Origin of the sequence: Streptomyces sp. NPDC088157 (genome assembly GCF_044741545.1) — a bacterium.
In the GTDB taxonomy this organism is placed as follows: Bacteria; Actinomycetota; Actinomycetes; order Streptomycetales; family Streptomycetaceae; genus Streptomyces.
Genome location: NZ_JBIUSU010000004.1, coordinates 371,252 through 397,193, shown reverse-complemented (window position 1 = coordinate 397,193; position 25,942 = coordinate 371,252). Strand labels below are relative to the sequence as shown.

Sequence of the window (25,942 nt, the reverse complement as noted above, 5' to 3'; positions counted from 1 at the left end):
GTGCTCACGGCGGAGGCATCGGGTGGAGTGCTCACAGGAGTCATGCTCCCTCCAACGCCGTGTCGCTCACGGAGCGGGTACGGCCACGGGCGCGCCGGGTGTCGTCCGGTCCGGGGTCGCCGGGGATGCTGAGCGCCACCGCGCACGCGGCCAGCGCCACCGCCCCCGCCACGCCGAACGCCAGCAGATAGCCGTGCAGCGTCGGCACCGGGGCCCCGCCGACGAGGCTGGTGTGATGCACGAGGACGGCGGCGACGGCGGCACTGGAGGTGGCCTGGCCGATCGTGCGCATCAGCACGTTGAAGCCGTTCGCCGCGGCGGTCTGCCCGGGCGGCACCGCGCGCAGGATCAGCGAGGGCAGTGCCGAGTACGCGAGGGTGGTGCCGGTCGCCACCACCGTCGCCCCCACCATGATCATCCACAGGTCACGGCTGTCGACGACGCGCAGGGCGTACCCGGCGGCGATGACGGCGGCGCCGAGGGCGAGGGTGATCCGCGGCCCGCGCACCTCGGAGATGCGGGCGGAGAGGGGCGAGAACAGCAGCATGGTGACGCCCCCGGGCAGCAGGCACAGGCCCGTCTGGACGATGGACAGCCCGAGCCCGTACCCGCTCGCCTCGGGCGCCTGCACCAACTGGGCGGTGACCAGCGAGTTGGCGTAGAAGGCGAAGCCGGTCAGGAGCGCCGCCACATGGGACAGGCCGACCCTCGGCCGGGACACCAACCGCAGGTCCACCAGCGGCTGTTCGGCACCCAGCTGGTGCCACCACCACAGGCCCAGGACAAGCACGGCGGCGAGGAACAGGCCCACGACCCGGGCGCTCCCCCACCCCCACTGGCCGCCCTGGGACACGGCGAGGAGCAGGCTGATCAGCCCGGCGGCCAACCCGAGCGCACCCGTCACGTCGAAGCGGCCCGGCTCGCGGACGGGCGACTCCGGCACCGCCCACCGGACCAGCGCGACACCGGTCGCGCCCAGCGCGGCCGTCACCCAGAACATCACGTGCCAGTTCGCGTACTGCACGACCACGGCCGCCGCGGGCAGTCCCAGCGCGGCGCCGATGCCGACGGTGGAGCTCATCAGCGCCACGGCGGATCCCCGGCGTTCCGGCGGCAGTTCGTCGCGCAGGATGCTGATGGACAGCGGCACGACGGAGGACGCGGCGCCCTGGAGGGTCCGGGCCGCGATCAGCACACCGATGTCGGAGGTCAGGGCGCAGATCACCGAACCGGCGGCCATCAGGGCGAACGAGAGGAGGAGCACCCGCCGTTTGCCGTACATGTCCCCGGCGCGGCCGAGAACGGGGGTGAGGACCGCGCCGGACAGCAGCGACGCGGTCACCATCCAGGAGACCGCGCCCGCCGAGGCGCCGGTCAGCCGGGGCAGGTCGGGCAGCAGCGGGACGACGACGGTCTGCATGACCGCCATGAGGATGCCGCAGTACGCCAGCACCGGGACGGTGAGCCGGGCCCGCAGACCGGCGGCTCCCCTGCCCGGGGCGGGTATCGGAGCGGGCGACGCCATGGGCACTCCAGCGGCCGACGGGAAATGAAAAAGGGGTGAATGGAAATTCACCGTAGCAGTGAATCCCCATTCACCCAACGGCCCGCCCGTCGCCGCCGCGACTCCCTTGCCGTCTACTTCCGGGAGGTCAGCACCCTGGTGTGCGCGCCGCGCGCCAGCTTCGGCCCCAGCCAGCGCTTGAGCCGGCGCAGGGCTTCCGACTGCCCGGCCGCCCTGTCGAGCCGGTAGTACAGCTGGGGCGGGACATAGGGCAGCAGGGGTGAGTGACGCTGGCCGAGCAGGGCGAACATCCGGTCCGGCGGGAGGTGGATGTAGCGGGTGAGGTTCTCGTACCACTGGGCGCTGTAGCGGGCGGCGCTCTGCTGGGACAGCAGGGCGGACTTGCGTTCGCGTTCGTAACGGGCGAGGGCCTGCGGGAGGCCCGGGCTCTCGCGCAGGGCGTCGGCGAGGGCGATGGCGTCCTCCAGGGCCAGGGTGGTGCCGGCTCCGATCGAGTAGTGGGTGGTGTGGGCGGCGTCGCCGAGGAGGACGAGATTGCCGCGGTACCAGGTGCGGTTGGTGAGGGTCCGGAAGGTGAGCCACTGTGTGCCGCCGTCGGCGGCGGCACGGCCGATCAGCGCGTGGCCGTCGAGGACGTGCGCGAAGAGCTTCTCGAGGTGGGCCAGTCGGTCGCCCTCGCTCGCGCGGTCGAGGCCGAGCCCGGCCAGGGTCTCGGGGGCGCACTCGATGACGCAGGTGCTCCGCTCGGAGCTGAAGGGGTAGCCGTAGCACCAGATCCAGCCGTGCCCGGTCTCCACGAACGCGAACGTGAAGGAGTCGAAGACCTTGGTGGTACCGAGCCAGACGTAGGAGTTGCGCCCGGACGTGAGCGCGGTGCCGAAGTCGTCCGCGTGGTGCGTGCGCAGGACGCTGTGGACGCCGTCGCCGGCCACGACGAGATCGGCGTCCGGCAGATCCTCGGCGGTGATCCCGCTCTCGAACTCCAGCCGTACGCCGAGTGCGCGGGCGCGGGCGGCGAGGATCTCCAGCAGCTTGTGACGTCCGATGCCGTGCCCCTCGTCGCCGGGCTGACGGGTGGCCAGGTCCCCCACGTGGGCGACGCCCTGGGTCCAGCGGACGGAGTTCTCCTCGATGGCGCGCGCCGACTCGGGGTCGCAGGCGCGGAGTCTGTCGAGGAGAGCCTGCCAGTAGGTGACGCCCCAGCCGTACGTCGAGCCCTCGGGATTGCGCTCGTGGACGGTGACGTCGTGGGACGGGTTCTGCCGCTTGAGCAGGATCGAGAGATACAGGCCGGCGGGCCCGCCGCCGACACAGGCGACCTTCACGCACCCTCCCAGGAGTTACCAGACGTGGTTGATTGACGACGCAGGGTAGCAGGAGGGAGCACCCGCCAGGAGTGGCCCCATCCGCCCGATCACGCCACTTTCCCCACGTGGGCCACGCCACCACCGGCCGAGCCGAACGCGAAAGATCACCGGAAGCGGTGCACGCACGGAAAGGAATTGCCCCTTCCGCGCAGCGCGGGCACCCCTGACCGGGAAGATCATCTTCGTTCAATATTGCACGACATGTAATTGATTGTCCTGATCGCAGCCAACCCGCCTCGGGCGATTTCTCCCTTTCTCCTGCGGCTCGATAGGCATACGGGGTCGTCAACCGAACACACCCCAGGAGCCCCGCATGCAGGAAATAAGCCGTCGTCGCGCCCTCACCGCGGCGGCCGCCGTCGCCGGTGCCTCGCTGGTCGCCGTCCCCGCCGCCCGGGCCGCCGACCACCACCACGGCTCCCCCGACTCCCCCGACATCTTCGACGAGGTCTACCGGGGCCGCCGGATACAGGGGCGGACCGCCGCCGGGAGCGGTCATCACCACGGTGGCGGCTACGCGGTGTACGTCGACGGGGTCGAGCTGCACGTGATGCGCAACGCCGACGGTTCCTGGATCAGCGTCGTCAGCCACTACGACCCGGTGCCGACGCCGCGGGCCGCCGCCCGTGCCGCGGTCGACGAGCTCCAGGGCGCCCGGCTCGTGCCGTTCCCCGCCGGCTGACCGGCGGCCGGCCGACCGCACCCTTCCCGCGCACACTTGGAGCACCACACATGACCGTCCGCAAGAACCAGGCAGCCCTGACCGCCGACGAGAAGCGCCGCTTCGTCGCCGCCGTCCTCGAACTCAAGCGCAGCGGCCGCTACGACGCCTTCGTGACCACCCACAACGGGTTCATCCTCGGTGACACCGACAACGGCGAGCGCACCGGCCACCGTTCGCCGTCCTTCCTGCCGTGGCACCGCAGATTCCTGCTGGAGTTCGAGCGCGCGCTCCAGTCGGTGGACGCCACGGTGGCCCTGCCGTACTGGGACTGGTCCGCAGACCGTTCGCCGCGCTCCTCGCTGTGGGCGCCGGACTTCCTCGGCGGCACCGGCCGCAGCCGGGACGGCCAGGTGACGGACGGGCCGTTCGCCGCGTCGGCGGGCAACTGGGCGGTCAACGTCCGCGTGGACGGCCGCACCTACCTGCGGCGCGCGTTGGGGTCGGGCGTCCGTGAACTGCCGACCCGGGCCGAGGTCGACTCGGTGCTGGCGATGACGACATACGACATGGCCCCCTGGAACAGCGCCTCCGACGGTTTCCGCAATCATCTCGAGGGCTGGCGCGGGGTCAATCTGCACAACCGGGTCCATGTCTGGGTCGGCGGGCAGATGGCGACCGGGGTCTCCCCCAACGACCCGGTGTTCTGGCTGCACCACGCCTACATCGACAAGCTGTGGGCCCAGTGGCAGCGCCGGCACCCGGGGTCCGCCTATCTGCCGGGCGGCGGGACGCCGGACGTCGTCGACCTCCACGAGACGATGAAGCCCTGGAACGACACCACCCCGGCGGACCTTCTCGATCACACCGCCCACTACACCTTCGACTCCGACCGATAGCCGCCCGGCGGTTTGCCCCGCAGGTCACGGGTACCCGCGACGGACAACAGCGACGAGACGCATCAAGAGGACGAAGGAGGAGACGATCGTGTCGCAGGTCGAGGAATCCATCGAGGTCGGCGTGCCCGTGCACACCGCCTACAACCAGTGGACGCAGTTCGAGACGTTCCCCGAGTTCATGGGCGGGGTCGACCGCATCGAACAGCGCACCGACACGCTCACCCACTGGGTGACCAGTGTGAACGGCGTGCACCGGGAGTTCGACGCGGAGATCACGGAGCAGATCCCGGACGAACGGGTCGCCTGGACCACGATCTCCGGCGAGGCCCGGCAGGCCGGCGTGGTGACCTTCCACCGGCTGGACGACAGCCACACCAAGGTGATGCTCCAGATGGAGTTCCAGCCGGAGGGTGTGGCCGAGACCGTCGGCGACAAGCTGGGCTTCGTGAAGCGCCAGACCAAGGGTGACCTGGAGCGCTTCAAGGAGTTCATCGAGGATCGCGGTCTCGAGACCGGGGGCTGGCGCGGCGCCGTGGTGTGACCGGCGCGCCGCGGGTCAGCCCGCGTCCGCGTCCGCCGTACGGCACTCCGGGTGCCCCCAGCCCTGCGCGTTCTTGGCGATCTGCTCGCCTGCCGCGTACGGGCGGCCGCACACACAGCGGCCGGGGAACTTGGCCTTGATCGTGCGGGACGCCGAACCACCGCTCCGCCGGGGGGACTTGTCTCCGGCGGAGCGGCCGGGCTTCGCGCCGGACCTCGCCTTCGGGGTGTCCGGCGAGGCCGGCGGCTCCGGGGAGCCCTGGTCACTGCCGGCCGGCTGCTGGACGATCGCCGCCTGACTGGCGGCGCGGTCGGCGAAGTCGTTGAGCGGGTCGCCGTCGACCTGGTGGGCGGGCACGTAGCGGAAGTCGACCGAGCGGCCGTCGAGCAGTTCGTCGATGCGGACGACGAGTTCCTGGTTGGCCACCGGCTTGCCTGCGGACGTCTTCCAGCCGTTGCGCTTCCAGCCCGGGAGCCAGGTCGTGACGGCCTTCATGGCGTACTGCGAGTCCATCCGGACCTCGAGCGGCACACCCGGGTCCGTCGACGCCAGCAGGCGCTCCAGCGCGGTGAGTTCGGCGATGTTGTTGGTCGCCCTGCCGAGCGGCCCCGCCTCCCAGCGGGCCGGCGTCTCCGCGTCGTCCGCGACCACCCAAGCCCAGCCCGCCGGTCCCGGATTCCCCTTCGAGGCCCCGTCGCACGCGGCCACCACTCGTTCACGCATGCGCACGATCATGCCACGGCCCGGCGAGGCGTCCCGCCGGGCGGCCGGGTCGGACACGGACACGGCCCCGGCTAGGACACGACCTTCGTCTGCGGCATGTCACCCGCGGTGGTGGTGACGTCGATCAGCGAGAGACTCGCGCCCTGCGGGTCGCTGATCGCCGCGAACCGTCCGAAGGGGGTGTCCATGGGACCGAAGCGCAGGACGCCACCGAGTTTGGTGGCCCTGGCCACGGCCTCGTCGCAGTTGTCGACCGTGAAGTACACGTTGACGTACGACGGCACCTCGGGCGGGAACTCGTCCGTCATCCTCATGCGGCCGAGGACCATGTCACCGTCGACCTCGAACAGCCGGAAGTCGACCGCGTCGTCCTGGAGCTGCTTCGCCGTGTACGGGAACACAGCCGGGAGGAACGCGTCCGTCTTCTCCGGTTCGCGGGTGAAGACCTCTGCCCAGCAGTAGGCGCCGGGCTGCTCGGGCGGCGCCTCGAAGCCCTCGTGGACGCCCGCCTGCCACACTCCGAACACGGCGCCGCTCGGCTCGCGCCCCAGGCACATCGTGCCGAATTCGCCGACCTGCATCGGCTCCATCAGCACCTCACCGCCGTTCTCGCGGATCCTGGCGGCGGTCGCGGCGGCGTCCGGGGAGGCGAAGTACAGGCACCACTGCGACTGGCCCTCCTGGCCGGGCATCGGCGGGACGACGGCGGCGACCGCCTTGCCGTCGGCGTAGGCCTGTGTGTAGTTCCCGTACTCGGACGACGACTCGCCGAAGGTCCAGCCCAGTACCTCGGCATAGAACGTCTTGGCGCCCTCCACGTCGCTGAACATCGCGTCGGCCCAGCAAGGGATTCCCTCTGGTCGTACAGCCATGACCGCAACCCTCCGGTGAAATGGTTTTGTCCGCTTGCTCACGCTAGTCACCCGGCCGCCGGCCCGCGCGCCGAACACACGGGTGACCGGGAGTGACCCACGGGCGCTCCGGCGCGCGGGAGCACACGGAGGAAGCGGTCGCACTCACGGGGCGCCTTCCGCCCCACCTGGCAGGTTTGCACCCTGCAGCGCACGAAACCGCCCCCTGCACGCCGTACCCGGACGTCACTCAGGGTGTTTGGCTGATCTACGCGGAGTACCGGTCCGAACGTGGCGGACGCTCCGCCCCTCTCCGCGCACCTTTCTGGAGGTCATGTGTCCACACCGGACAGCGCCACCGGTCCCGCACTGGACGAACCCGCCCCCGAACCCCCGGCCGACGGACAGCTCACCAGCCTCAGCACCCGGGCGGCCCGCCAGCTCGCCACGACCCACAAGTCCGAACCGCAGATGCAGGCCATCAGCTCGCGCTGGCTGCTGCGGATGCTGCCCTGGGTGGACGTCAAGGGCGGCACCTACCGTGTCAACCGGCGTCTCCAGCTGCGCGTCGGCCGGGGCCGGGTGCAGTTCGAGCACAACGGCGCGGACGACGTGCGCGTCATCCCGGAGACCCTCACCGAGCTGCCCGTGCTGCGCGGCTACTCCGACAACGGAACCCTCGCGGAGCTCGCCTCCCGCTTCCAGGTGCGGGAGGTCCGGGCCGGCCAGGTCGTCTTCGAGGCCGGCCAGCCGGTCACGGAGGCCTACCTGGTGGTGCACGGCCGGTTCACCCGCTTCACCGCCGGCAAGTACGGCGGCGAGGAGATCGTCGGGGTGGTCTCGGGCGGCGACCAGCTGGGCGACGAGGCCGTCGGCCAGGACGACCCGCTGTGGCTGAGCTCGGTGCGCGCGGAGACCTCGGGCGTGCTGCTGGCGCTGCCCTGGGACGCATTGCGGGAGCTCCTGGGGCGGGTGCCGTCCCTCGCCGCCCATCTGGAGGCCTACGCCGCCCGGCAGCGGCTGCCGATGAACCGCAAGGGCGAGGCCGACCTGCCGGTCCAGGCCGGCCACAGCGGGGAGCCGACGCTGGCGGCGGGCTTCGTCGACTACGAACTCTCGCCCCGCGAGTACGAGTTGTCGCTGACCCAGACCGTGCTGAAGGTCCACACCCGGGTCGCCGACCTCTACAACAACCCGATGGACCAGACCCAGCAGCAACTCCGCCTGACCGTCGAGGAGATCCGCGAACGGCAGGAGTGGGAACTGGTCAACAACCGGCAGTTCGGCCTGCTGCACAACGCCGATCACTCGCAGCGCGTCAGTACGTTCACCGGACCGCCGACCCCGGACGACATGGACGAGCTGCTGTCGATGCGGCGCAGGACCAAGCTGTTCCTCGCCCATCCCAAGGCGATCGCGGCCTTCTTCCGGCAGTGCAACCGGCGCGGTCTGATGCCCGGCACGGCCACCGTCGAGGGGCACGAGATCCCGGCCTGGCGCGGGGTGCCGATCTTCCCCTGCAACAAGATCCCGATCAGCCCGCAGCACACCAGCAGCATCCTCGCGCTGCGCACCGGCGAGGCCGACCAGGGAGTCGTCGGCCTGTACCAGACGGGGATCCCGGAGGAGTTCCAACCCGGCCTGAACGTACGGTTCATGGGGATCGACGCCAACTCGATCATCCGCTACCTGGTGACCGCCTACTACTCCATGGCCGTCCTCGTCCCGGACGCCGCCGGGGTCCTGGAGAACGTCCAGGTCGGCCGGACGGCCGAGTGACCACGGGGAGTTCGCGATGAGCACACCCACCGGCACCGGGAGTGCGCTGCCCGGCCCGCCGAGCCTCGCCCGCAGCCTGCGGGCCCGGCGCGGCGGCGCGATCCCCGGCCTGCGGTACCGGAAGGCCGATCCCGCCGACCCGGAGAAGGCCGCGGAGATCGACCGCAGACTGGAGGCGTGGGCCCGCGGCCTGGACCTGTTCCCGGCGGCCTGGAACGGGGACTTCACGGGTTTCCAGTTCGGCCGCGCCGTGGTGCTCCAGCACCCGTGCGCGCTCGACCTGGAGCGCCTCACGGTGGCGGGCAAGCTGCTGCTGGCCGAGAACATCGTCGACAACTGCTACTGCGAGGAGGACGAGGACAAGGGCGGCTCGCGCAGCGGACTGGGCGGCCGGCTGATCATCGCCCAGTCGGCGCTCGACCCTTATCACGGTCCGCCCGACCTCCAGGAGGAGTGGGCGGGCGGGGTGCAGGCCGACGGCCCGTTGCGTTCGTACCACTGGGCGCTGAAGGACTACGCGGCCTTCGCCACACCCAGCCAGACCGACCGGTTCGTGCACGACATCGCGCGGCTGCACCTGGGCTACCTCGGCGAGGCGGCCTGGGGGGAGACGCGGTACGTGCCGCGGATCTGGGAGTACCTGGTGATGCGGCAGTTCAACAACTTCCGGCCGTGTCTGTCGATCGTCGACGCGGTGGACGGCTACGAACTGCCCGAGCAGCTCTACGCCCGTCCGGAGATCCAGCGGGTCACCGCGCTGGCGTGCAACGCCACCACGATCGTCAACGACCTGTACTCCTTCACCAAGGAGCTGGCGGCCGACCCCACCCATCTCAATCTGCCGCAGGTCGTGGCCGCCAACGACCGGCGCGGGCTGAAGGCCGCCTATCTGCGGTCGGTCGACATCCACAACCAGCTCATGGAGGCGTTCGAGGAGGAGTCGGCCGTGCTCGCCGCCGCCTCACCGCTTCTCGAGCGCTATCTCCAGGGGCTGTCGGACTGGGTGGCCGGCAACCACGAGTGGCACGCGACCAACACCCACCGCTACCACCTGCCGGACTACTGGTGATCGCCGACTTCCCGACCGCCCGTCATCCACAGCACCACGAGGAGCAACTGTTGACCACAGCCCACGACGCCGGCACCAAGACCGTCCCGGTGCCCACCCAGTCCACCTACCAGAACCGCGTCGCGGACTACTGGAACGCCGAGGAGAACCCGGTCAACCTCGAACTCGGCAGGATCGACGACCTCTACCACCATCACTACGGCGTCGGCGAAGCGGACTGGTCCGTGCTCGACGAGCCCGACGCCGAGCTGCGCCGTGAGCGGCTCACCGCCGAACTGCACCGGCTGGAGCACGCCCAGGCCGAACTGCTGACCGCGCACCTCGGCCGACTCACCCCCGCCGACCGCGTCTTCGACGCCGGCTGCGGCCGCGGCGGGGGCAGCGTCGTGGCCCACCTGCGGCACGGCTGCCATTCGGACGGCGTCACCATCTCGGCCAAACAGTGCGAGTTCGCCAACGAGCAGGCCCGCAAGCGGGGCGTCGACGACAAGGTGCGCTACCACCACCGCAACATGCTCGACACCGGCCTGCGGACCGGCGCCTACGCGGCCTCGTGGAACAACGAGTCGACCATGTACGTCGAGCTGGACCTGCTGTTCGCCGAGCACGCCCGGCTGCTGCGCCGCGGCGGACGCTACGTGGTCATCACCGGCTGCTACAACGACACCTACGGCCGGGCCTCGCGCGAGGTGTCGCTCATCAACGCCCACTACATCTGCGACATCCACCCGCGCTCGGCGTACTTCCGGGCGCTGGCCCGCAACCGGCTGGTGCCGGTCCATGTGGAGGACCTCACCGAAGCGGCCATCCCGTACTGGGAGCTGCGCAGTCAGGCCGACCATCTGGTCACCGGCATCGAGGAGACGTTCCTGAACGCCTACCGCAACGGCAGCTTCCAGTACCTGCTGATCGCCGCCGACCGGGTCTGAATTCCGTTGGACAGCGGCGAGGTCGGTCCTCTGCAATAGGGCGCATGAGCGCGGTGAAGATGCACACGGACGAGGTCGACCTCGATGTCCCGCTGGTGAGTCGGCTCGTCGCCGGCCAGTTCCCGCGGTGGGCCGGGCTGCCCGTGACACGACTGGCATCCTCCGGGACGGAGAACGCCATGTTCCGGCTGGGCGCCGACAAGGTGGTACGGCTGCCCCGCCATCCCGGCGCCGTCGAGAGCGTGGCGCACGAGCAGCACTGGCTGACCCGGCTGGGTCCGGGTCTGCCCGTCTCCGCGCCCGTTCCGCTGGAACAGGGCGGGCCGGGTGAGGGGTTCGCCTGGCCCTGGTCGGTGTACCGCTGGCTGGACGGACGCAATCCGGACGCCGGCGCCGTCGCGGAGCCGCAGGCGCTGGCCGCGGACCTGGCGGCGTTCGTCACAGCCTTGCGCGGGATCGAGGCGCGGGGCGGGCCGCCGAGCGACCGGGGTGGCCCGCTGGCCGGGCGGGACGCCCCCACCCGTGACGCTCTCGCCCGGCTGGCGGGGCGGGTCGACACCGCCGCGGTCACCGCCCTGTGGGAGGAGGCCCTGCGGGCGCCGGGGCACCCGGGGCCGCCCGTCTGGGCCCACGGAGACCTGTCGCCCGGCAACGTGCTGGTCCAGGACGGACGGCTGACGGCGGTGATCGACTTCGGCGGTGTCGGGGTGGGTGACCCGGCCGTCGACCTGATCGTCGCCTGGAACCTGCTGCCCGCCTCCGCCCGCGGAACCTTCCGGGAGGCGGTGGGCGCGGACGACGCCGAGTGGGCGCGCGGCCGGGGGTGGGCCCTGTCGATCTCGCTGATCCAGCTGCCGTACTACTGGGAGACCAATCCGCCGCTGGCGGAGAACTCCCGGCATGTGATCAAGGAGATCCTGGCCGAGGCCCGGCCCGCCGCCGCGCCCTCGGCGACCGGTTCCTAGTCGCCGTCGTAGGCCTTCTTCAGAGCGGCGACGTCGAGCTTGCTCATGGCGTACATGGCCTTGGTGGTGCGGGTGGCCTTCTCGGGGTCGGGGTCGCTGATCATCTCGATCAGTCCGTCGGGGATGACCTGCCAGGACAGGCCGTACTTGTCCTTGAGCCAGCCGCACGGGCCGGGCTCGCCGCCGTTCTCGGTGAGCCGGGTCCAGTAGTAGTCGACCTCCTCCTGGTCCGCGCAGTAGATCTGGAAGGAGACCGCCTCGCTGAACTTGAACTGCGGGCCGCCGTTGATGCCGACGAACTTCTGCCCGTTGGCCGTGAACTCCACGGCCAGCACGGAGCCGGCCGGGCCCGGGCCGGCCTCGTTGTAGCGGCCGATGTTGCCGATGCTGGAGTTCTTGAAGACCGAGACGTAGTGGTGGGCGGCTTCCTCTGCCTGGCCGTCGAACCAGAGACACGTGGTGAATCCGTCGGTGGTCATGAGTACCTCCTGGGCGTGGGACGCGGTCATCAGTGTCGACTCCCACTCGCTCCGGAACTCATCGCTCGGGCCGGGAGGTAATCCGAACGGCCGGTGCCGCGGGCGCAGCCGGCATCCGCTCCCGACCTCATCCGGCGCCTCCAGCCCCGTCCGGCCCTTTCGTCGGCATCCCGCAGCGCGACCACGACGACCCGCGATCCGCTGGACCGGGCGTTCTTCCGGCAGTGGCGCGAGCAGGGCCGGGTCCGCGGGACGGGCGCGACCGCTCTGCCCGTGGCGAATCTGCCGCGGGCAGAGAAACCGCGTGCGGGCATCCTCCGAGGTCAAGAGTGGAGTCGACGGAATCGACGCCATGACGAGGAGAACCGATGACCCCACTCACCACGCTCGCTCCCCGCGCCGAGGAGGGCGACACCCCACGGTCCCGCTTCGACGACCATCTCGCCGCCCAACTGCTCGGCCAGCGGATCGTGTTGCTCGGCACCCAGGTCGACGAGGTCTCCGCGAACCGGGTCTGCGCGCAACTGCTGATCCTGTCGGCGGAGGACCCGCGCACCGATATCGTCCTCTACATCAACAGCCCGGGCGGGTCGGTGCACGCGGGCCTCGCCATCTACGACACGATGCGGCTGATCCCCAACGACGTCTCGACGCTCGCCATGGGCTTCGCGGCCAGCATGGGCCAGTTCCTGCTGAGCGTCGGCGCGGCCGGCAAGCGGTACGCGCTGCCGAACGCGCGCGTCATGATGCACCAGCCGTCGGCCGGGATCGGCGGCACCACGGCGGACATCGAGATCCAGGCGGAGAACCTGGAGCACACCAAGCGGACCATCGAACGGATCACCGCCGAGCACACCGGACAGTCCCCGGAGACCATCTCGCGCGACGGCGACCGCGACCGCTGGTTCACGGCCGAGGAGGCCAGGGAGTACGGCATGGTGGACCGGGTCGTGGAGTCCCTCGCGGACGTCCGCCCGGCCGCGCAGAAGCGACGGATGGGGCTGTGACATGGGGACCTACACGATTCCGAACGTGGTCGAGCGGACCCCGCAGGGCGAGCGGTCCTACGACGTGTTCAGCCGGCTGCTCAACGAGCGGATCATCTTCCTGGGCACCGAGATCGACGACGGCGTCGCCAACGTCGTCATCGCGCAACTCCTGCATCTGGAGGCGGCGTCCCCGGAGAGCGAGATCTCGATCTACCTCAACTCCCCCGGCGGCTCGTTCACTTCGCTGATGGCGATCTACGACACGATGACGTTCGTCCAGGCGCCGATCGCGACGCTCTGCGTCGGCCAGGCCGCGTCGACGGCGGCCGTGCTGCTGGCGGGCGGGGATCCCGGCCGGCGGCTCGTCCTGGAGCACGCGCGCGTGCTGCTCGGGCAGCCTGCCAGCGGCGGCCGGCAGGGCACCGTCTCGGACCTCGCGCTCCAGGCCAAGGAGATGGTACGCATCCGCTCCCAGGTGGAGGAGGTGCTGGCGCGGCACACCCGGCACGACATCGCGACCCTGCGCGCGGACATGGACCGCGACAAGGTGTTCACCGCACAGGAGGCGGTGGCGTACGGCCTGGCCGACGAGGTGCTGAGCCGGCGTCCCGTGACGGTGTGAGACGCCGGCCCGCGCGGCCCGTCAGGCGGCCAGGCAGAGGCCGTCGTACGACGAGGGCCTGGTCGTACGGCCGCGGACGGGGTGCCGACTGCTGAGCCGGACCAGTTCTCCCTGGGCCCGGGCCAGCAGATCGCCCAGGCTCAGGCCGAGGGCGTGCGCGGCGGCCGCGAGGACCTCCGAGGAGGCTTCCTTGCGGCCGCGTTCCACCTCGGAGAGATAGGGCATGGAGATCCGGGCCGAGTCGGCCACGTCCTTGAGCGTGCGCTCCTGCGCCTGGCGTTCACGGCGCAGGACGTCTCCGACCAGGTCGCGCCACAAGGGCTCACGCGGCGCGGGGCGGGGAGCGGGTGTGGGTGCGATGGGAGAGGCGGAGGCGATGCGCGGGCGCTCGGCAGGCGGGCGCAGCGGGATCACGCGGGCTCGGTTCGGCGCTTGGTTGCTCACCTCCCCAGCCTAGGAAAGCGGGCCGTCACCGGAAGGGCCCGGCGTTTCGCCCTCGGTGGAATCGGGCGGAATCCCGCGTCACGGCGGTCGGGTTGGGCACGCATGGCTCGTCCGGGAGCGGGTACCCGCTCCCGGAGAGGGCTTGCACGTGCTCGCTCACGGACCGAGAACAGCAGACGTCGAACCGTGACCTTCCTGGGAGAGGCAATGGAGAGCGCCGTGATCCGGTCAGAGGCCAAGGTCGTCGAGGACACCACCGCCGCCAGCACGGACGGCGCACCGCTCCCGGGAATCGAAGCCCCGCGGAGCGTGGCTCCACGCGACGCACGAGAGCTCTCCCGTCAGTTCTTCCAGCGGCTGGCCGTCCTCGAAGAGGGCTCCCCGGAATTCCAGTACGCGCGCAACACCCTCATCGAGATGAACATGTCCCTGGTGCGGTTCGCGGCCGGCCGGTTCCGCGGCCGCGGGGACGACATGGAGGACATCGTCCAGACCGGGATGATCGGCCTGATCAAGGCCATCGACCGGTTCGAGATCTCACGCGAGGTGGAGTTCACCTCGTTCGCGCTGCCGTACATCGTCGGTGAGATCAAGCGCTTCTTCCGGGACACGACGTGGGCGGTGCACGTTCCGCGGCGGCTCCAGGAGCTGCGCGTCGAACTGGCCAAGGCCCGTGACGAGCTCTCCAGCCGACTGGACCGGGAGCCGACCGTGTCCGAGCTGGCCACGCTGATGAACCTCGCGGAGAACCAGGTGGTCGAGGCGCAGATCGCCGCCAACGGCTACAACTCCTCCTCCCTCGACGCGGCGCTCACCGGCGACGGCCCGGAGCACGGTGAGGCCGTCCTGGCGGACTTCATCGGCGTGGAGGAGTACGGGCTGCGGCTCGTCGAGGACTTCCACTCCCTCGCCCCGTTGATGGCCGAGCTCAGCGAGCGCGACCGGCAGATCATCCACCTGCGGTTCGTGGAGGAGGCCACCCAGGCCGAGATCGGCGAACGGCTCGGCTGCTCCCAGATGCACGTGTCGCGCCTGATCAAGCGGATCATCTCGCGTTTGCGCAACGGGATGCTGGGCGAGCTGGGCTGCGCCTGACCGCCCCGGTCGAGCACCGGCGGGGGCGCGCCGCCCCCGGGGGCTACGGCCCGAAGCTCAGTACGGCGCGGACGCGCTTGCCGACCGGCACGCGCTCGGCGGTGACCTGCGCGGCCACCGCGTGCACGATCTCCAGACCGTGCCTGCCGACCCGCTCGGGGTCCTTCGGAAAGCGCAGCGGCAGCGCGTCGCTGCTGTCGTAGACACAGATCGTGACCGAGGAGTCCGTACCCTCCAGCTCCAGGATGTACGGTCCGTTGCTGTGCCGGTCGGCATTGGTGACCAGTTCGCTGACCACCAGCATCACCTCACCGCTCACCCGGTCGCCGATCGTGGCGCACCATTCCGTCCTGAGCTGGTCGACGAAGTGCCCGGCGAAGGTTCGGGCCTCGGCTATGCAGCCGGGCTCACCGGTGTAGTGCGCCGCCCGTCGCAGCGGTTCCACGGGTACGTCGAAACCAGTAGGTATCACTGCCCCGTCCAGGTGCTCGATCATGCGTTTCTCTCTCGGAGGCCGGACTGGCCGGACGCTGCTGGCTGTGCATCTGTCCTCGTACCCCGAGTTGCGCCGCACAGTCCACGTCAGTTTCCACCCCGTCCGCGCGAGCGCCATGGAGTACGTCACACGGTCGTCGAGCCGGCCGGGGAACGGGGGGCGAGAGGGGTGCCGCCGGAGGAGGGGGCCGAGGTCGGCGACTTGCTCGTGCTGTCGCCCGGCAGCGGGGACCGCGCGAGCGAGGAGAGGGAGCTCTCGGGCTCGCTCGTGAGTCCGGACGGTGAGCTCGGCTGCGACTCGGAGCCCGGGGACTTCGGAGACGGGGACCGGGAGGGCGACGACTCGGAGGACGCGGACCCGGAGGACGCGGATCCGGAGGACGGCGGCTCGTCGCTCTGCGATTGCGAGGACGGCGGTTTCGAGGAGGGCGGTCGCGACGACGGCTCTTCCGAGGACGGGGGTGCCGACGACGACCCGGAGGACGGCGGCGGGCAGCCCGGCGGCCTGTCGGCGGGCGGCGGGTCGCACGCCGGGGAGGTGCTTGAACCTCGGCTCGGCGGCGGGCTCGGCATGGCCGGTGTGCTGAGGGTGATGGACGGCGTACGCCTCGCCGGAGGACGGGTGGGCCGGTCCTCGTGGGGCTTGTCACCCGGCTTACGGGCGAACCAGTGGTGGTCGTGTCCGGGGTCGTAGAGCACGAACACGTCGATCACGGTCACGGACGGCTTGACGATGACGGTGGTCGCGGGGCTGTACGACGGCCACGACACGCCGGTCCGCCTGTACCCGGTCGGCTGGGCGAGCGGCGGGGTCAACGGGTTGCCGCAGGCGCAGCGCACCCGCGGGACACCGTGCCGGTCGACCAGGACGGCCGTGCCGGCCTGAAGCACGGCCTGGTAGGTGGTGGCCGCGCCGTCGCGGTATCCGTGGTTGGTGACGCGGGTGTCCAGGCGCAACTGCACGGGAGTGAGGGAGCGCAGATGGGCCGGGACTCCGGAGGGGGCGACGCCGGCCACGGAGGCGAAGGCCCTGTTCTTGGCGGGTTCCGCCCCGAGGGCCTTGATCTGCTGCTCCACGTCACAGCTGGAGACGTTGCGGGTGCCGCCGTAAAGACCCTTCTCGCCGCCGTCGACACCGGGAACGGTGCGTGTGGGCGGGGAGGAGCCCGACGGGGCCACGGAGGCCGGCGGAAAGGAGCCGTCGGTGGTGGGGGGCTCCGTGTAGGGCTCCGGGCCCCGCTCGCCGGCCGGCTGCATGAAGACCTCGCCGACCTGGTCGGAACCGCCTCCGTTCGACAGCGCGAGCACCAGGACGATCGCTGTCGCGGCCACGACCGCGGTGGTGATCAGCGCGATCCGGGGCCAGGACCGCCACCACGGCCGGCGCGGCTCCCCTTCGCCGCCCCCCGGGGAGTCGGCGTCCGGCGGCCGGGAGGGCGGGCCCGAGGGGGGTTGGGAGGCCGGACCCGAGGGCGGCTGGGAAGGCGGCCCCGAAGGCGGCTGGGAGGGCGGGCCCGACAACGGACCGGAGGGCGGTCCCGTGGGGCGGCCGGAAGACGGCGGTTCGACGCTCACGAGCACTCCCGACGTGGGTTTCCCGCGGCGCGTCGTCCGATGGTCCCGAGAAGACTCCGCGGGGCCGCATCATCCGCTGTGCGCCGCTTTCTTCCACAACGCACCATTGTGTGCGCCGGTCGGGTGCGGCTCGCAAGCGGGGCGCGGACGGCCCTCCCGACAGGCGCGCTCTCCCGGTGCTGCTTAGCGTGGCAGGGTGAGCGCGCACACCCCGCACGACCAGGCAGCCTCCCGCCACGGCTGGGTGCGGGCGGTCGTCGTGGCGCTGGCGGCGCTGATCGCCATGGGGGTGGTGGCGGCGCTGGGACTGTGGGCGGCCGGAGCCGCGGACCTGCCTCAGGGGGCCTACCCCCGGGTGATCGCGGCGACCGTCGTCACGGCCGTCGGCGGCACGGTCGAGCTCTCCGGGAACGCCGGTGGACTCGCCGACACCCAGGCCGCTCTGACCGTGATTCCGCTGTCCGTGACCCTCGTCGGGGCGCTCTTGGTGGGCGCCGGATTCCTGCGGCCGCTGCGGCACCGGGCGGTGGCGGGCGCCGCGGAGCTGGCCGGGTGGGCGGCCAGGATCGCCGTGGTGTGGCTGCTCGCCCTGCTCGGCCTGGCCCTCGCCGCCCGCCAGACCTTCAAAATCTCCCTCGGCGACGACACGCTGAGCGACCTCGGCGAACTGTTCGGCGTGAGCCCCGAGGCCGGCTTCACCACCGACGTCCCCCTCACCCTCGTGGTCGGGCTGGTGTGGCTGGCCGGTGTGCTGGTGCTGGCGCTGCTGGTCTCGCCCGGGGCTCCGTTGCCGGCCCGGCTGCTGCGCCTGCACGGGTCGGTACGGCCGGCCGCGTACGCGATGGTCCTCCTGCTGCTCGGCTGCGTCGTCCTGGGACTCGTCGTCGCGCTCGTCGTCGCGGCGACCCGCGGACACGCCGCCGAGACCGTCGCGATGGTCCTGCTCGGCCTGCCCAACCTGGTGTGGCTGACGTTCACGATCGGGCTGGGCGCCACCTGGAACGGCCGGGTCGAGGGTCCGTTCGGGTTGCCGATGCCCCATGTGCTGGACGAGGTGCTGCGCGGTTCGGACGACGCCCGGCTGAACCTCGGCACCCTCGCCGAGTACGACGGCCGCGTGTGGTGGCTCGTCGCCGTCGACGCGGTGCTGCTGCTGGCGGCCGCGTTCGTGATGGCGGCCCGCTCCCCCGCCCGGACGCCCGCCTGGCGGCACGCCGCGCACATGGCGGTGGCGTTGGTGCTCACGGTGCTGATGATCTGTCTGGTCGGCCGGGTCTCGGCGCGGTACGGCCTGTCGGTGCTCGGCATCGGTGACCTGGGCGGTGATCTGTCCGGGGAGCTTTTCCTGCGCCCCGAGCTGTGGTCGGCGCTGGGTCTCGCCGCGCTGTGGGGGCTGGCCACCGGCTTCCTGGGCGGACTGCTGGCGGGCCCGGCACGCCGCCGGGGCGGGACGAAGCCCCGTTGAGACGTCGTGTACGGCCTCACCGACCCCGGTCGGGTCGTGTACGACCTCACCGACCCGGTCGCTCAGGACCGGGGGCGGAAGACCGGGCGTGCCCAGGGCGGGGGTGGCGGCGCCGGCGTGCCGACCAGTTCCGTCGGTGGGTGGGTGGCCCTGCGCTCGCCGGCGGCCGAGGGCCTCAGCTCGGCGACGAAGGCGCCGCAGGTGGGATGGCGGGCCTCGGGGCTCTTGGCGAGGGCCCGGGCGAACACCGCGTCGACGTCCGGAGGGAGGGAGGGGCGGGCCGCCGTCAGCGGGGGCGCATCGGCGTTCTGGTGGGCCCAGAGCAGGGCCATGTCGTCGTCGCGGAGGAAGGGCGGGCGGCCCGCGAGGCACTCGTAGACCACACAGGCCAGGCCGTAGACGTCGCAGCGGCCGTCGACCGGCTGCCCGGAGATCTGCTCGGGGGCGACGTAGTCGAGGGTGCCGACGAACTGGCCGACCGTCGTGAAGCCGGTCAGGGAGAGCGACTTCTTGGTCAGGCCGAAGTCGGTGAGGTAGACGTGCTCGGGGTGGTCGCTGTCGGTGCCCCGGGCGACCAGGATGTTGCCGGGTTTGACGTCCCGGTGGACCAGCCCGTGCTCGTGAGCGGCGTCCAGCGCGGAGGCGACCTGCGCGGCGATGCGGACGGCGGTCGCCGGAGGCAGCGGGCCCTCGCGGTCGAGGAGGTGGCGCAGATCGCTCCCCTCGACGTACCGCATGGCGATGTACAGGACCCCGTCGGTCTCGTCCGCCTCGAAGACGGGCACGATGTGCGGGTGGTCGATGGCCGCGGCCACCCGCGACTCATGGGTGAAGCGCTTGCGGAACATGTCGTTGCGGGCCAGCTCCGGGGCGAGCAGTTTGAGCGCGACCGTCCGGTCCAGCCGCAGGTCGTGGGCGCGGTAGACGACGGCCATGCCGCCGCGTCCGATCTCGTGCTCGATGCGGTAGCCGGCGATTCTCCGGCCGGCCAGTTCGGAGGGGCGGCCGGAGAAGGGGGTCGATGCGCGGGCCATCAGGATCCCCGGCCGGGCTGCACGATCCGGGTGGCGGTGTGACCCTGGTCCTCGGCCGCGTCCGGGGCACGGTCGCTCGCGTAGGCGCTGAAGCTGGTGCCGTCGCCGTACACCCAGCCCTCCCGCGCCGGGTCGTACAGCCACACGTCCTCGCCGTCGACGACCACGCCGATCCGCAGGCCGTGGGTGCGGCGGCGGAAGGACTCGCCGTCGAGGCCGCCGTCGGCCAGCTCCCGCACCGCCGCCCGGTAGCGGGCGAGGGCCTCCTCGGCGCGGCCGAGGAGCGGGCCCGGGTCTGCGGCGGTCGCGAGGGGGCCGTCGGTGCGGGGCGGATCCTGGGGGACGGCGACCAGGTGGCGGCCGTCGACCCAGGCCGACCAGCCGTTCGAGCACAGCACGCGCCCCCAGTCGCCGCGCCGTTCCGTGAGCCGGACGGGCAGCAGCGGATCGAGGGGCACGGTGGGGCGGGCCGGGTCCGGGGCCTCCCACGCGGGCATGCCGTGCTGCGGGACCACGTGCGTGGGCCGGAATCCGGGAGTCGTCATGGGCCGCCCCTACTTCCGCATCACGGCGGGCTCGTGTCGACGCAGCAGCCGGGAGACGACGATCCAGCAGGCCACCGACAGCACGACGAGCATCCCGATGTCGAGCAGCCATACCCCGGCCGAGTGCTCGAACAGCGGATCGCTCGTCTTCTCCCCAGGCACGGTCCGGGACAGGCCGAGGGTGCCGGCCATCGCGCCGAACGCCCACCGCGAGGGCACGAGCCAGGACAGCTGCTCCAGGCCGGCGACGCCGTGCAGCTTCAGCAGCGCACCGCAGAACACCACTTGGACGATGGCGAGCAGCACCAGCAGCGGCATCGTCACCTCCTCCTTGCGCACGAACGCGGAGACCAGCAGCCCGAGCATCATCGCCGTGAACGCCAACAGCGCCACGGCGACGGTGATCTCGACCAGGGGCGGCATCAACACGCCCTCGCCGCCGGGTGCGTTCAGGTCCACGCCGAGCAGGGCGACGAGGGTCAGCACCACCGCCTGTACGACGGTCACCGTGCCGAGGACGACGACCTTGGACATCAGGTACGCCGATCTGGACAGGCCGACGGCGCGTTCGCGCTGGTAGATCACGCGTTCCTTGACCAGCTCGCGCACGGCGTTGGCCGCGCCGGTCAGGACGCCGCCCACGCAGAGGATCAGCAGCGCGTCCATCACATGCTCCTGGTCGAGCTTGCCGCCGGCCAGGGCCCGGGCCATTCCTCCCATCACGAACGGCAGGGCGATCATGATCGCGAGAAAGGTGCGGTCCGCGGCGAGCGCGGCCGAGTAGCGGCGGACCAGGGTGCCGAGCTGGGCGCCCCTGCTGCGGGGCCGGGGCGGCGGCAGCATGATCACCGGGCCGGAGCGGGGCAGCCGGGGCTGCCCGCTGTCGTCGACGACGTACTGCCGCCGGAACGGCGAGTCGTGGTACTCCCCCGCCCAGTCCCGGTCCTGGTCGCGCTCGAAGGCCTCGAAGGCCTCGGGCCACTGCTCGAAGCCGAAGAAGGCGAGGGCGTCCCCGGGCGGACCGTAGTAGGCGACCCTGCCGCCCGGCGCGAGCACCAGCAGCCGGTCGCAGACGTCGAGGCTGAGGACGCTGTGCGTGACGACGATGACGGTACGGCCGTCGTCGGCGAGGCCGCGCAGCATGTGCATCACCGAGCGGTCCATGCCGGGGTCGAGGCCGGACGTCGGTTCGTCCAGGAAGAGCAGCGAGGGCTTGGTCAGCAGTTCCAGGGCCACGCTGACGCGCTTGCGCTGACCGCCGGAGAGGCTGTGCACGGGCTGGCCGGCGCGCTGCTCGAGCCCCAGCTCACGGATGACCTCCTCGACCCGCTCGCGACGCTCGGCCTTGGCGGTGTCCTGCGGAAAGCGCAGCTCGGCGGCGTAGACGAGGGCGCTGCGCACGGTCAGCTGGGCGTGCAGGATGTCGTCCTGAGGGACCAGTCCGATGCGCTGGCGCAGCTCGGCGTAGTCGCGGTAGAGGTCGCGGCCGTCGTACACGACCGTGCCGTGATCGGCGGGGCGCTGGCCGGTGAGCGCGCCGAGCAGGGTGGACTTGCCGGCGCCGCTGGGTCCGACGACCGCCAGCAGGCACTTCTCCCCCACGGGGAAGGACACGTGATCAAGGAGGACCTTGCGGCCCCGGTCGACGGCGACTGTCAGGTCCTGTACGTCGAGGGAGACCTCGCCGGTGTCGACGTACTCCTGGAGCAGGTCGCCGACCAGGCAGAAGTCCGAGTGGCCGATGCCGACGATGTCACCGGGGCCGAGCGGGGCGCGGGTGACGGGCAGGCCGTTGAGGTAGGTCCCGTTGTGGCTGCCGAGGTCGACGATCTCGTGGCCGCCGTCGGGCAGCGCGCGCAGTTCCGCGTGCCGGCGCGAGACGACCAGATCGTCGACGACGAGGTCGCTGTCGGCGGCGCGGCCGATGCGGACGGTCCGCGAGGGCAGCGGCCGGACGGTGGTCGGCTGCCGGAAGGTGCCGGTCAGGGCGGGCCTGGAGACGGCGGACGGTCGCTCCGCCACGGGCGGCGCAGGGCCGGACAGGACGAGGTACGGGCCGTCGGACGGGCTGCCGAAGCGGATGACGCTGCCGGGGACCACGTCCCACTCCCGGATGCGGCGGCCGTCGGCGTAGGTCCCGTTGGTGCTGTGTTCGTCCTCGAGGGTCCAGTGGTCGCCGTCGGGTCGCAGCACCGCGTGGTGCCAGGAGACGCGGGTGTCGTCGATGACGATGTCGCTCAGCGGGTCCCGTCCGATGCGGTAGTCGTGGCCCGGGACCAGCGTGCCGGCGCCCGTCTCGGTCTCCAGCACGAGTTCGGGCGCGGTCGAGGAGACCGGTCGCTCCACCATGCCCGAATTCTATCGATTCGCTCGCTTGTGTGCCCAACGGGCCGCGGGGCGTCAGCCGACGGGGAGGACGAGCGCCGGGACGGTCCGCTGCATGCGGAGCGCGTCGACGGATTCGGCGAGCAGTTCGTACTCGGTGGTCTCGTCACTGATCGCGATCCGTACCAGCCGCCCGCCCGCCAACTCGTCTGCCACCAGTTCCTGGCGGCTCATGTCGGCGCACCAGGCCCGCAGCAGTGCGGGCACGTCCGGCACGTTGTCGGCGACCGGGACCAGGGCGCCCGGCGGGATGTGGTCGCTCTCGGGCTGCGGATCCAGCCGTTCGGCCATCCAGGAGGCCCGGTCCCGCAGCCACCACAGAGCGAGCGCCAGCGTCGGCGCGCGGTAGGTGCCGAGCGGTACGCCTATGCGCCGGCCGTCGCAGACGCCGTACGCGGTGACATGGCACAGGAATTCGTCGTGCACGTCTCTCTCCCCCGGTGCTCGCTTGCCGGTTGTGCCTCGCTTTCCGTGCGGCTCTGCGGGGTTAACTGCCCCTGACGTTCGAGTATGTTCACTCTTGAAACACTGTCACCATGACTTTCCGGCCAGTCTCTTGGCATATTCAGTGCCGTTCATGGCCGAAATGCGGCGAGCACCGCGGGCCGTCGTCATTACCCGACAGGTAATCGACCCGGGCGGCGGGCGCGGGCAAGCTGGTCACACCGGATCGGCCAAAACCTCGATCCGGACCCTGACCAGTATCGATGACCTCATTGGGGGCCGATTTACCATGTCCGCGAACACCGACCGCTACGAGAACGCCGTCGCCCGCTACTTCGAGGCCTGGAACGCGCGTGAGCCCGAGGCTTTGGCCAAGGCTATTACCGCAGCGTGGGCCGTGGAGGGCAGCTACACCGACCCTCTGGCCGATGTCCGGGGTCATGAGCGGATCGCGACCGTGATCGCGGCGGCGCACGCGCAGTTCCCGGGCTTCGCCTTCCGGCTCACCGGCGCCGTCGACGGGCACCACGACACGGCCCGCTTCTCCTGGGAGCTGGTGAGTGAGGCCGGGGACGCCTCCGGGGGAGAGCGGGCACCGGTGGCCGGATCCGACGTCGTCACCCTGGACGGCCAGGACCGGATCACATCCGTACTCGGATTCCTCGACCGGGTGCCCGCCGGATTCTGAGGCCGGCAGATCGCCGGTCGGCCGGCGATAAGTTTCTCCGCTCGCGGCGGTCTGCCCATAGGAGATCGCCGCGAGCGGAGGAACATCATGAGCACAACCGGAACACTGAACGCCGAATTCACGGCCGTTCTGCGCAAGAGCCCGGCGAAAGGCGGCTGGACCTATGTCGTCTGGCCGGAGTCCGCCGCGTTTTTCGGCACCCGCGGACTGGTCAAGATCCGTGGGACGGTCGACGGACATCCTTTCCGGAGTTCGTTCATGGCCCTCGGGGACGGCACCCACAAACTTCCCGTCGATGCCGAGGTGCGCAAGGCGATCGGAAAACAGGAGGGCGACTCGGTGACCGTACTCCTGACGGAACGGCTCAGCCGTTGATCACCGCGTCGATCCGGGCGAGTTCCTCGGCCTCGAAGCCCAGGTTGGCGAGGGCGCCGACGCTGTCCTCGATCTGCCGGGCGCTGCTCGCGCCCACCAGCGCGGAGGTCACCCGGCCGCCGCGGAGCACCCAGGCCAGGGCGAGCTGGGCCAGGGACTGGCCGCGGGACTTGGCGATGTCGTCGAGGGCGCGCAGCTTGCCCACGAGCTCCTCGGTCAGCGCGTCGGAGTTCAGGAACGGGCTGTCGCTCGCCGCCCGTGAGTCCTCCGGGATGCCGTCCAGGTAGCGGCCGGTGAGCAGACCCTGCTCCAGCGGCGAGAACACGATCGAGCCGACCTGGAGCTCGTCCAGGGCGTCGAGCAGGCCCTCGCTCTCGGGGCGGCGGTCGAGCATCGAGTAGCGCGGCTGGTGGATGAGCAGCGGGGTGCCGAGCTCACCGAGGATGCGGGCGGCCTCGCGGGTCTGCTCGGCCGAGTAGTTGGAGACGCCGACGTAGAGCGCCTTGCCCTGCTGGACCGCGGTGTGCAGCGCGCCCATCGTCTCCTCGAGGGGAGTCTCCGGGTCGGGGCGGTGCGAGTAGAAGACGTCGACGTAATCCAGGCCCATCCGGGTCAGGCTCTGGTCGAGCGAGGACAGCAGGTACTTGCGCGAGCCCCACTCGCCGTACGGGCCCGGCCACATCAGATAGCCGGCCTTGGTGGAGATGACCAGCTCGTCGCGGTAGGGCGCGAAGTCCGCCTTCAGCGCCTCGCCCAGCGCGGATTCGGCGGCGCCGGGCGGCGGCCCGTAGTTGTTGGCCAGGTCGAAGTGGGTGATGCCGAGGTCGAAGGCGCGGCGCAGGATGGCCCGCTGGGTCTCGACCGGGCGGTCCGGGCCGAAGTTGTGCCACAGTCCGAGCGACAGCGCGGGGAGCTTCAGGCCGCTGCGTCCGGTGCGCCGGTAGGGCATGTCCGCGTAGCGGTCGGGATGTGCGGTGTACAACGCGACTCCAGGAAGGGTTGGCACGGAAGATCGGTTTCGGGAACCGTCACCCACTCTGGCCGACCTGCGGGTAGTGGTCCAACAGAAGAATCCGATGGAATTGTGCGGCTAGGCTTCTCAATCATGGAACTGCGCCACCTCCAGCACTTCGTCGCGGTCGCCGAGGACCAGCACTTCACCCGGGCCGCCGAACGCCTGATGGTCTCCCAGTCGGGCCTGTCGGCGTCGATCAGGGCACTGGAGCGGGAGCTGCGCGCTCCGCTGTTCGTGCGGACCACCCGGCGGGTGACCCTGACGGAGGCGGGCCGGGCGCTGCTGGCCGAGGCGGAGCGGATCCTGGCGCAGGTGCGGGCGGCCCACGAGGCGGTGGCGGCCGTCCAGGGGGTGGTGCGCGGCACGCTCTCCGTGGGCACCGAGCAGTGCATCGCCGGGGTACATGTGGCGGGGCTCCTCGCGGCGTTCCGGCGGCGCCATCCGGATGTGGAGATCCGCCTGCGGCAGACCGGTTCGGGTGCCCTCGGCGAGGAGGTGGCGGCCGGCCGGCTCGACCTCGCCTTCGCCTACCGGACCCAGACGGACACCGACCAACTGCGCTGCGCGCCGCTGGCCACCGAGCCGATGTACGTGCTGTGCCATCCCCAGCACCGGCTCGCCGGGATGTCGGCGGCGCTGACGCCGGAGGACGTCGCGGGCGAGGTGTTCGTGGACTTCCATCCGGACTGGGGTCCACGCCGGGCCACCGACGCCGCGTTCGCCGAGGCGGGAGTGCGGCGCACGGTCGCCCTGGAGGTCAACGACGTGCACAGCCTCCTGGACCTGGTGGACGAGAACCTCGGCGTCGCCGTCGTACCGCGCCACTTCCGGCACAAGCGGGAGGCGCTCACCGCGCTGCCCCTCAAGGGCACGGGCGAGGCGGTGTACGAGACGGTCGCGCTGCTGCCGCCCGCCCGGGCCACCAGCCCGGCGGCCCGGGCGCTGATGGCGCTGCTGGAAACAGGGAGCGGGTGAGCGCGGGG

26 protein-coding genes and 1 pseudogene are annotated in these 25,942 nt (G+C 71.4%); 14 read left to right on the top strand and 13 right to left on the bottom strand.

Annotated features, from left to right (window positions below; all coding sequences use genetic code 11):
- Nucleotides 1–40 precede the first annotated feature (40 nt).
- Nucleotides 41–1,525 carry an MFS transporter gene (locus ACIPFH_RS17645; RefSeq protein ID WP_401827445.1) on the bottom strand — a complete coding sequence of 495 codons (1,485 nt, stop codon included), beginning with the start codon at nt 1,523–1,525 and terminating at the stop codon, nt 41–43.
- A 113-nt stretch (nt 1,526–1,638) separates the two neighbouring features.
- On the bottom strand, nt 1,639–2,850 hold the full coding sequence (locus tag ACIPFH_RS17640) for an FAD-dependent monooxygenase (RefSeq protein ID WP_401827443.1): 1,212 nt from the start codon (nt 2,848–2,850) through the stop codon (nt 1,639–1,641).
- A gap of 355 nt (nt 2,851–3,205) precedes the next feature.
- On the opposite strand from ACIPFH_RS17640, the gene ACIPFH_RS17635 reads away from it, so the two are divergent.
- From ACIPFH_RS17635 to ACIPFH_RS17625, 3 genes are all read left to right on the top strand, one after another.
- Nucleotides 3,206–3,574, top strand: a complete 369-nt coding sequence (locus ACIPFH_RS17635; RefSeq protein ID WP_401827442.1) for a tyrosinase cofactor — start codon at nt 3,206–3,208, stop codon at nt 3,572–3,574.
- 50 nt (nt 3,575–3,624) lie between these two features.
- Nucleotides 3,625–4,452 carry a tyrosinase family protein gene (locus tag ACIPFH_RS17630; RefSeq protein WP_401827440.1) on the top strand — a complete coding sequence of 276 codons (828 nt, stop codon included), beginning with the start codon at nt 3,625–3,627 and terminating at the stop codon, nt 4,450–4,452.
- A gap of 88 nt (nt 4,453–4,540) precedes the next feature.
- Nucleotides 4,541–4,993, top strand: a complete 453-nt coding sequence (locus tag ACIPFH_RS17625; protein ID WP_356251360.1) for an SRPBCC family protein — start codon at nt 4,541–4,543, stop codon at nt 4,991–4,993.
- Between the two features lie 15 nt (nt 4,994–5,008).
- On the opposite strand, the gene ACIPFH_RS17620 is transcribed toward ACIPFH_RS17625, so the two are convergent.
- The gene (locus ACIPFH_RS17620; RefSeq protein WP_401828049.1) at nt 5,009–5,728 is read right to left on the bottom strand and encodes a ribonuclease H; all 720 of its coding nucleotides are present in this window, start codon (nt 5,726–5,728) and stop codon (nt 5,009–5,011) included.
- A 59-nt stretch (nt 5,729–5,787) separates the two neighbouring features.
- Nucleotides 5,788–6,588, bottom strand: coding sequence for a VOC family protein (locus ACIPFH_RS17615; RefSeq protein ID WP_401827438.1), 801 nt, complete (start codon nt 6,586–6,588; stop codon nt 5,788–5,790).
- A gap of 315 nt (nt 6,589–6,903) precedes the next feature.
- On the opposite strand from ACIPFH_RS17615, the gene ACIPFH_RS17610 reads away from it, so the two are divergent.
- From ACIPFH_RS17610 to ACIPFH_RS17595, 4 genes are read left to right on the top strand one after another with little or no spacing between them, the layout of a single operon-like run.
- The gene (locus ACIPFH_RS17610) at nt 6,904–8,346 is read left to right on the top strand and encodes a family 2B encapsulin nanocompartment shell protein (protein WP_401827436.1); all 1,443 of its coding nucleotides are present in this window, start codon (nt 6,904–6,906) and stop codon (nt 8,344–8,346) included.
- Between the two features lie 16 nt (nt 8,347–8,362).
- Nucleotides 8,363–9,415, top strand: a complete 1,053-nt coding sequence (locus ACIPFH_RS17605) for a family 2 encapsulin nanocompartment cargo protein terpene cyclase (RefSeq protein WP_401827435.1) — start codon at nt 8,363–8,365, stop codon at nt 9,413–9,415.
- 50 nt (nt 9,416–9,465) lie between these two features.
- Nucleotides 9,466–10,344, top strand: coding sequence for a geranyl diphosphate 2-C-methyltransferase (locus ACIPFH_RS17600; RefSeq protein WP_401827433.1), 879 nt, complete (start codon nt 9,466–9,468; stop codon nt 10,342–10,344).
- 44 nt (nt 10,345–10,388) lie between these two features.
- The gene (locus ACIPFH_RS17595; protein WP_401827431.1) at nt 10,389–11,309 is read left to right on the top strand and encodes an aminoglycoside phosphotransferase family protein; all 921 of its coding nucleotides are present in this window, start codon (nt 10,389–10,391) and stop codon (nt 11,307–11,309) included.
- Here ACIPFH_RS17595 and ACIPFH_RS17590 read toward each other — a convergent pair.
- Complete coding sequence (locus ACIPFH_RS17590; RefSeq protein WP_401827429.1) at nt 11,306–11,788, bottom strand: VOC family protein; 483 nt, start codon at nt 11,786–11,788, stop codon at nt 11,306–11,308. The genes ACIPFH_RS17595 and ACIPFH_RS17590 overlap by 4 nt on opposite strands.
- 368 nt (nt 11,789–12,156) lie before the next feature.
- Between ACIPFH_RS17590 and ACIPFH_RS17585 the strand changes: the two genes are divergently transcribed.
- The gene (locus tag ACIPFH_RS17585; protein ID WP_401827427.1) at nt 12,157–12,795 is read left to right on the top strand and encodes an ATP-dependent Clp protease proteolytic subunit; all 639 of its coding nucleotides are present in this window, start codon (nt 12,157–12,159) and stop codon (nt 12,793–12,795) included.
- A 1-nt stretch (nt 12,796) separates the two neighbouring features.
- Complete coding sequence (locus ACIPFH_RS17580; RefSeq protein WP_356251382.1) at nt 12,797–13,399, top strand: ATP-dependent Clp protease proteolytic subunit; 603 nt, start codon at nt 12,797–12,799, stop codon at nt 13,397–13,399.
- 21 nt (nt 13,400–13,420) lie between these two features.
- Here ACIPFH_RS17580 and ACIPFH_RS17575 read toward each other — a convergent pair whose 3' ends face one another.
- Nucleotides 13,421–13,843, bottom strand: coding sequence for a helix-turn-helix domain-containing protein (locus ACIPFH_RS17575; RefSeq protein ID WP_401827425.1), 423 nt, complete (start codon nt 13,841–13,843; stop codon nt 13,421–13,423).
- A gap of 207 nt (nt 13,844–14,050) precedes the next feature.
- Between ACIPFH_RS17575 and ACIPFH_RS17570 the strand changes: the two genes are divergently transcribed.
- Nucleotides 14,051–14,938, top strand: coding sequence for an RNA polymerase sigma factor SigF (locus ACIPFH_RS17570; protein WP_401827423.1), 888 nt, complete (start codon nt 14,051–14,053; stop codon nt 14,936–14,938).
- Nucleotides 14,939–14,981: 43 nt separating this feature from the next.
- Here the strand turns inward: ACIPFH_RS17570 and ACIPFH_RS17565 are convergent, their stop codons facing one another.
- Together ACIPFH_RS17565 and ACIPFH_RS17560 are read right to left on the bottom strand one after the other, a co-directional pair.
- Nucleotides 14,982–15,434, bottom strand: a complete 453-nt coding sequence (locus ACIPFH_RS17565; protein WP_356251390.1) for an ATP-binding protein — start codon at nt 15,432–15,434, stop codon at nt 14,982–14,984.
- Nucleotides 15,435–15,748: 314 nt separating this feature from the next.
- Nucleotides 15,749–17,008 (bottom strand): annotated as a pseudogene (locus tag ACIPFH_RS17560) (DUF6777 domain-containing protein); the annotation flags it as partial.
- Nucleotides 17,009–17,204: 196 nt separating this feature from the next.
- On the opposite strand from ACIPFH_RS17560, the gene ACIPFH_RS17555 reads away from it, so the two are divergent.
- Nucleotides 17,205–18,473, top strand: a complete 1,269-nt coding sequence (locus ACIPFH_RS17555; RefSeq protein ID WP_401827421.1) for a streptophobe family protein — start codon at nt 17,205–17,207, stop codon at nt 18,471–18,473.
- Nucleotides 18,474–18,535: 62 nt separating this feature from the next.
- Here the strand turns inward: ACIPFH_RS17555 and ACIPFH_RS17550 are convergent, their stop codons facing one another.
- The 4 genes from ACIPFH_RS17550 to ACIPFH_RS17535 are packed head-to-tail and all read right to left on the bottom strand — an operon-like array spanning nt 18,536 to nt 22,863.
- Nucleotides 18,536–19,507 carry a serine/threonine-protein kinase gene (locus ACIPFH_RS17550; RefSeq protein WP_401827419.1) on the bottom strand — a complete coding sequence of 324 codons (972 nt, stop codon included), beginning with the start codon at nt 19,505–19,507 and terminating at the stop codon, nt 18,536–18,538.
- Complete coding sequence (locus ACIPFH_RS17545) at nt 19,507–20,052, bottom strand: hypothetical protein (protein ID WP_401827418.1); 546 nt, start codon at nt 20,050–20,052, stop codon at nt 19,507–19,509. The genes ACIPFH_RS17550 and ACIPFH_RS17545 overlap by 1 nt, the downstream gene beginning before the upstream one ends.
- A gap of 9 nt (nt 20,053–20,061) precedes the next feature.
- On the bottom strand, nt 20,062–22,401 hold the full coding sequence (locus ACIPFH_RS17540; RefSeq protein ID WP_401827416.1) for an FHA domain-containing protein: 2,340 nt from the start codon (nt 22,399–22,401) through the stop codon (nt 20,062–20,064).
- Between the two features lie 51 nt (nt 22,402–22,452).
- On the bottom strand, nt 22,453–22,863 hold the full coding sequence (locus ACIPFH_RS17535; protein ID WP_356247983.1) for a hypothetical protein: 411 nt from the start codon (nt 22,861–22,863) through the stop codon (nt 22,453–22,455).
- Between the two features lie 307 nt (nt 22,864–23,170).
- On the opposite strand from ACIPFH_RS17535, the gene ACIPFH_RS17530 reads away from it, so the two are divergent.
- Together ACIPFH_RS17530 and ACIPFH_RS17525 are read left to right on the top strand one after the other, a co-directional pair.
- Nucleotides 23,171–23,569 carry a nuclear transport factor 2 family protein gene (locus tag ACIPFH_RS17530; protein ID WP_401827415.1) on the top strand — a complete coding sequence of 133 codons (399 nt, stop codon included), beginning with the start codon at nt 23,171–23,173 and terminating at the stop codon, nt 23,567–23,569.
- Between the two features lie 87 nt (nt 23,570–23,656).
- Nucleotides 23,657–23,944 (top strand): DUF1905 domain-containing protein, encoded by a 288-nt coding sequence (locus ACIPFH_RS17525; RefSeq protein ID WP_401827413.1) that lies wholly within the window; start codon nt 23,657–23,659, stop codon nt 23,942–23,944.
- Here the strand turns inward: ACIPFH_RS17525 and mgrA are convergent.
- The gene (mgrA, locus tag ACIPFH_RS17520; RefSeq protein WP_401827411.1) at nt 23,934–24,926 is read right to left on the bottom strand and encodes an L-glyceraldehyde 3-phosphate reductase; all 993 of its coding nucleotides are present in this window, start codon (nt 24,924–24,926) and stop codon (nt 23,934–23,936) included. The two genes, ACIPFH_RS17525 and mgrA, sit on opposite strands and share 11 nt — an antisense overlap.
- Nucleotides 24,927–25,049: 123 nt before the next feature.
- On the opposite strand from mgrA, the gene ACIPFH_RS17515 reads away from it, so the two are divergent.
- Nucleotides 25,050–25,934 (top strand): LysR substrate-binding domain-containing protein, encoded by an 885-nt coding sequence (locus ACIPFH_RS17515; RefSeq protein WP_356247991.1) that lies wholly within the window; start codon nt 25,050–25,052, stop codon nt 25,932–25,934.
- Nucleotides 25,935–25,942: the final 8 nt, after the last annotated feature.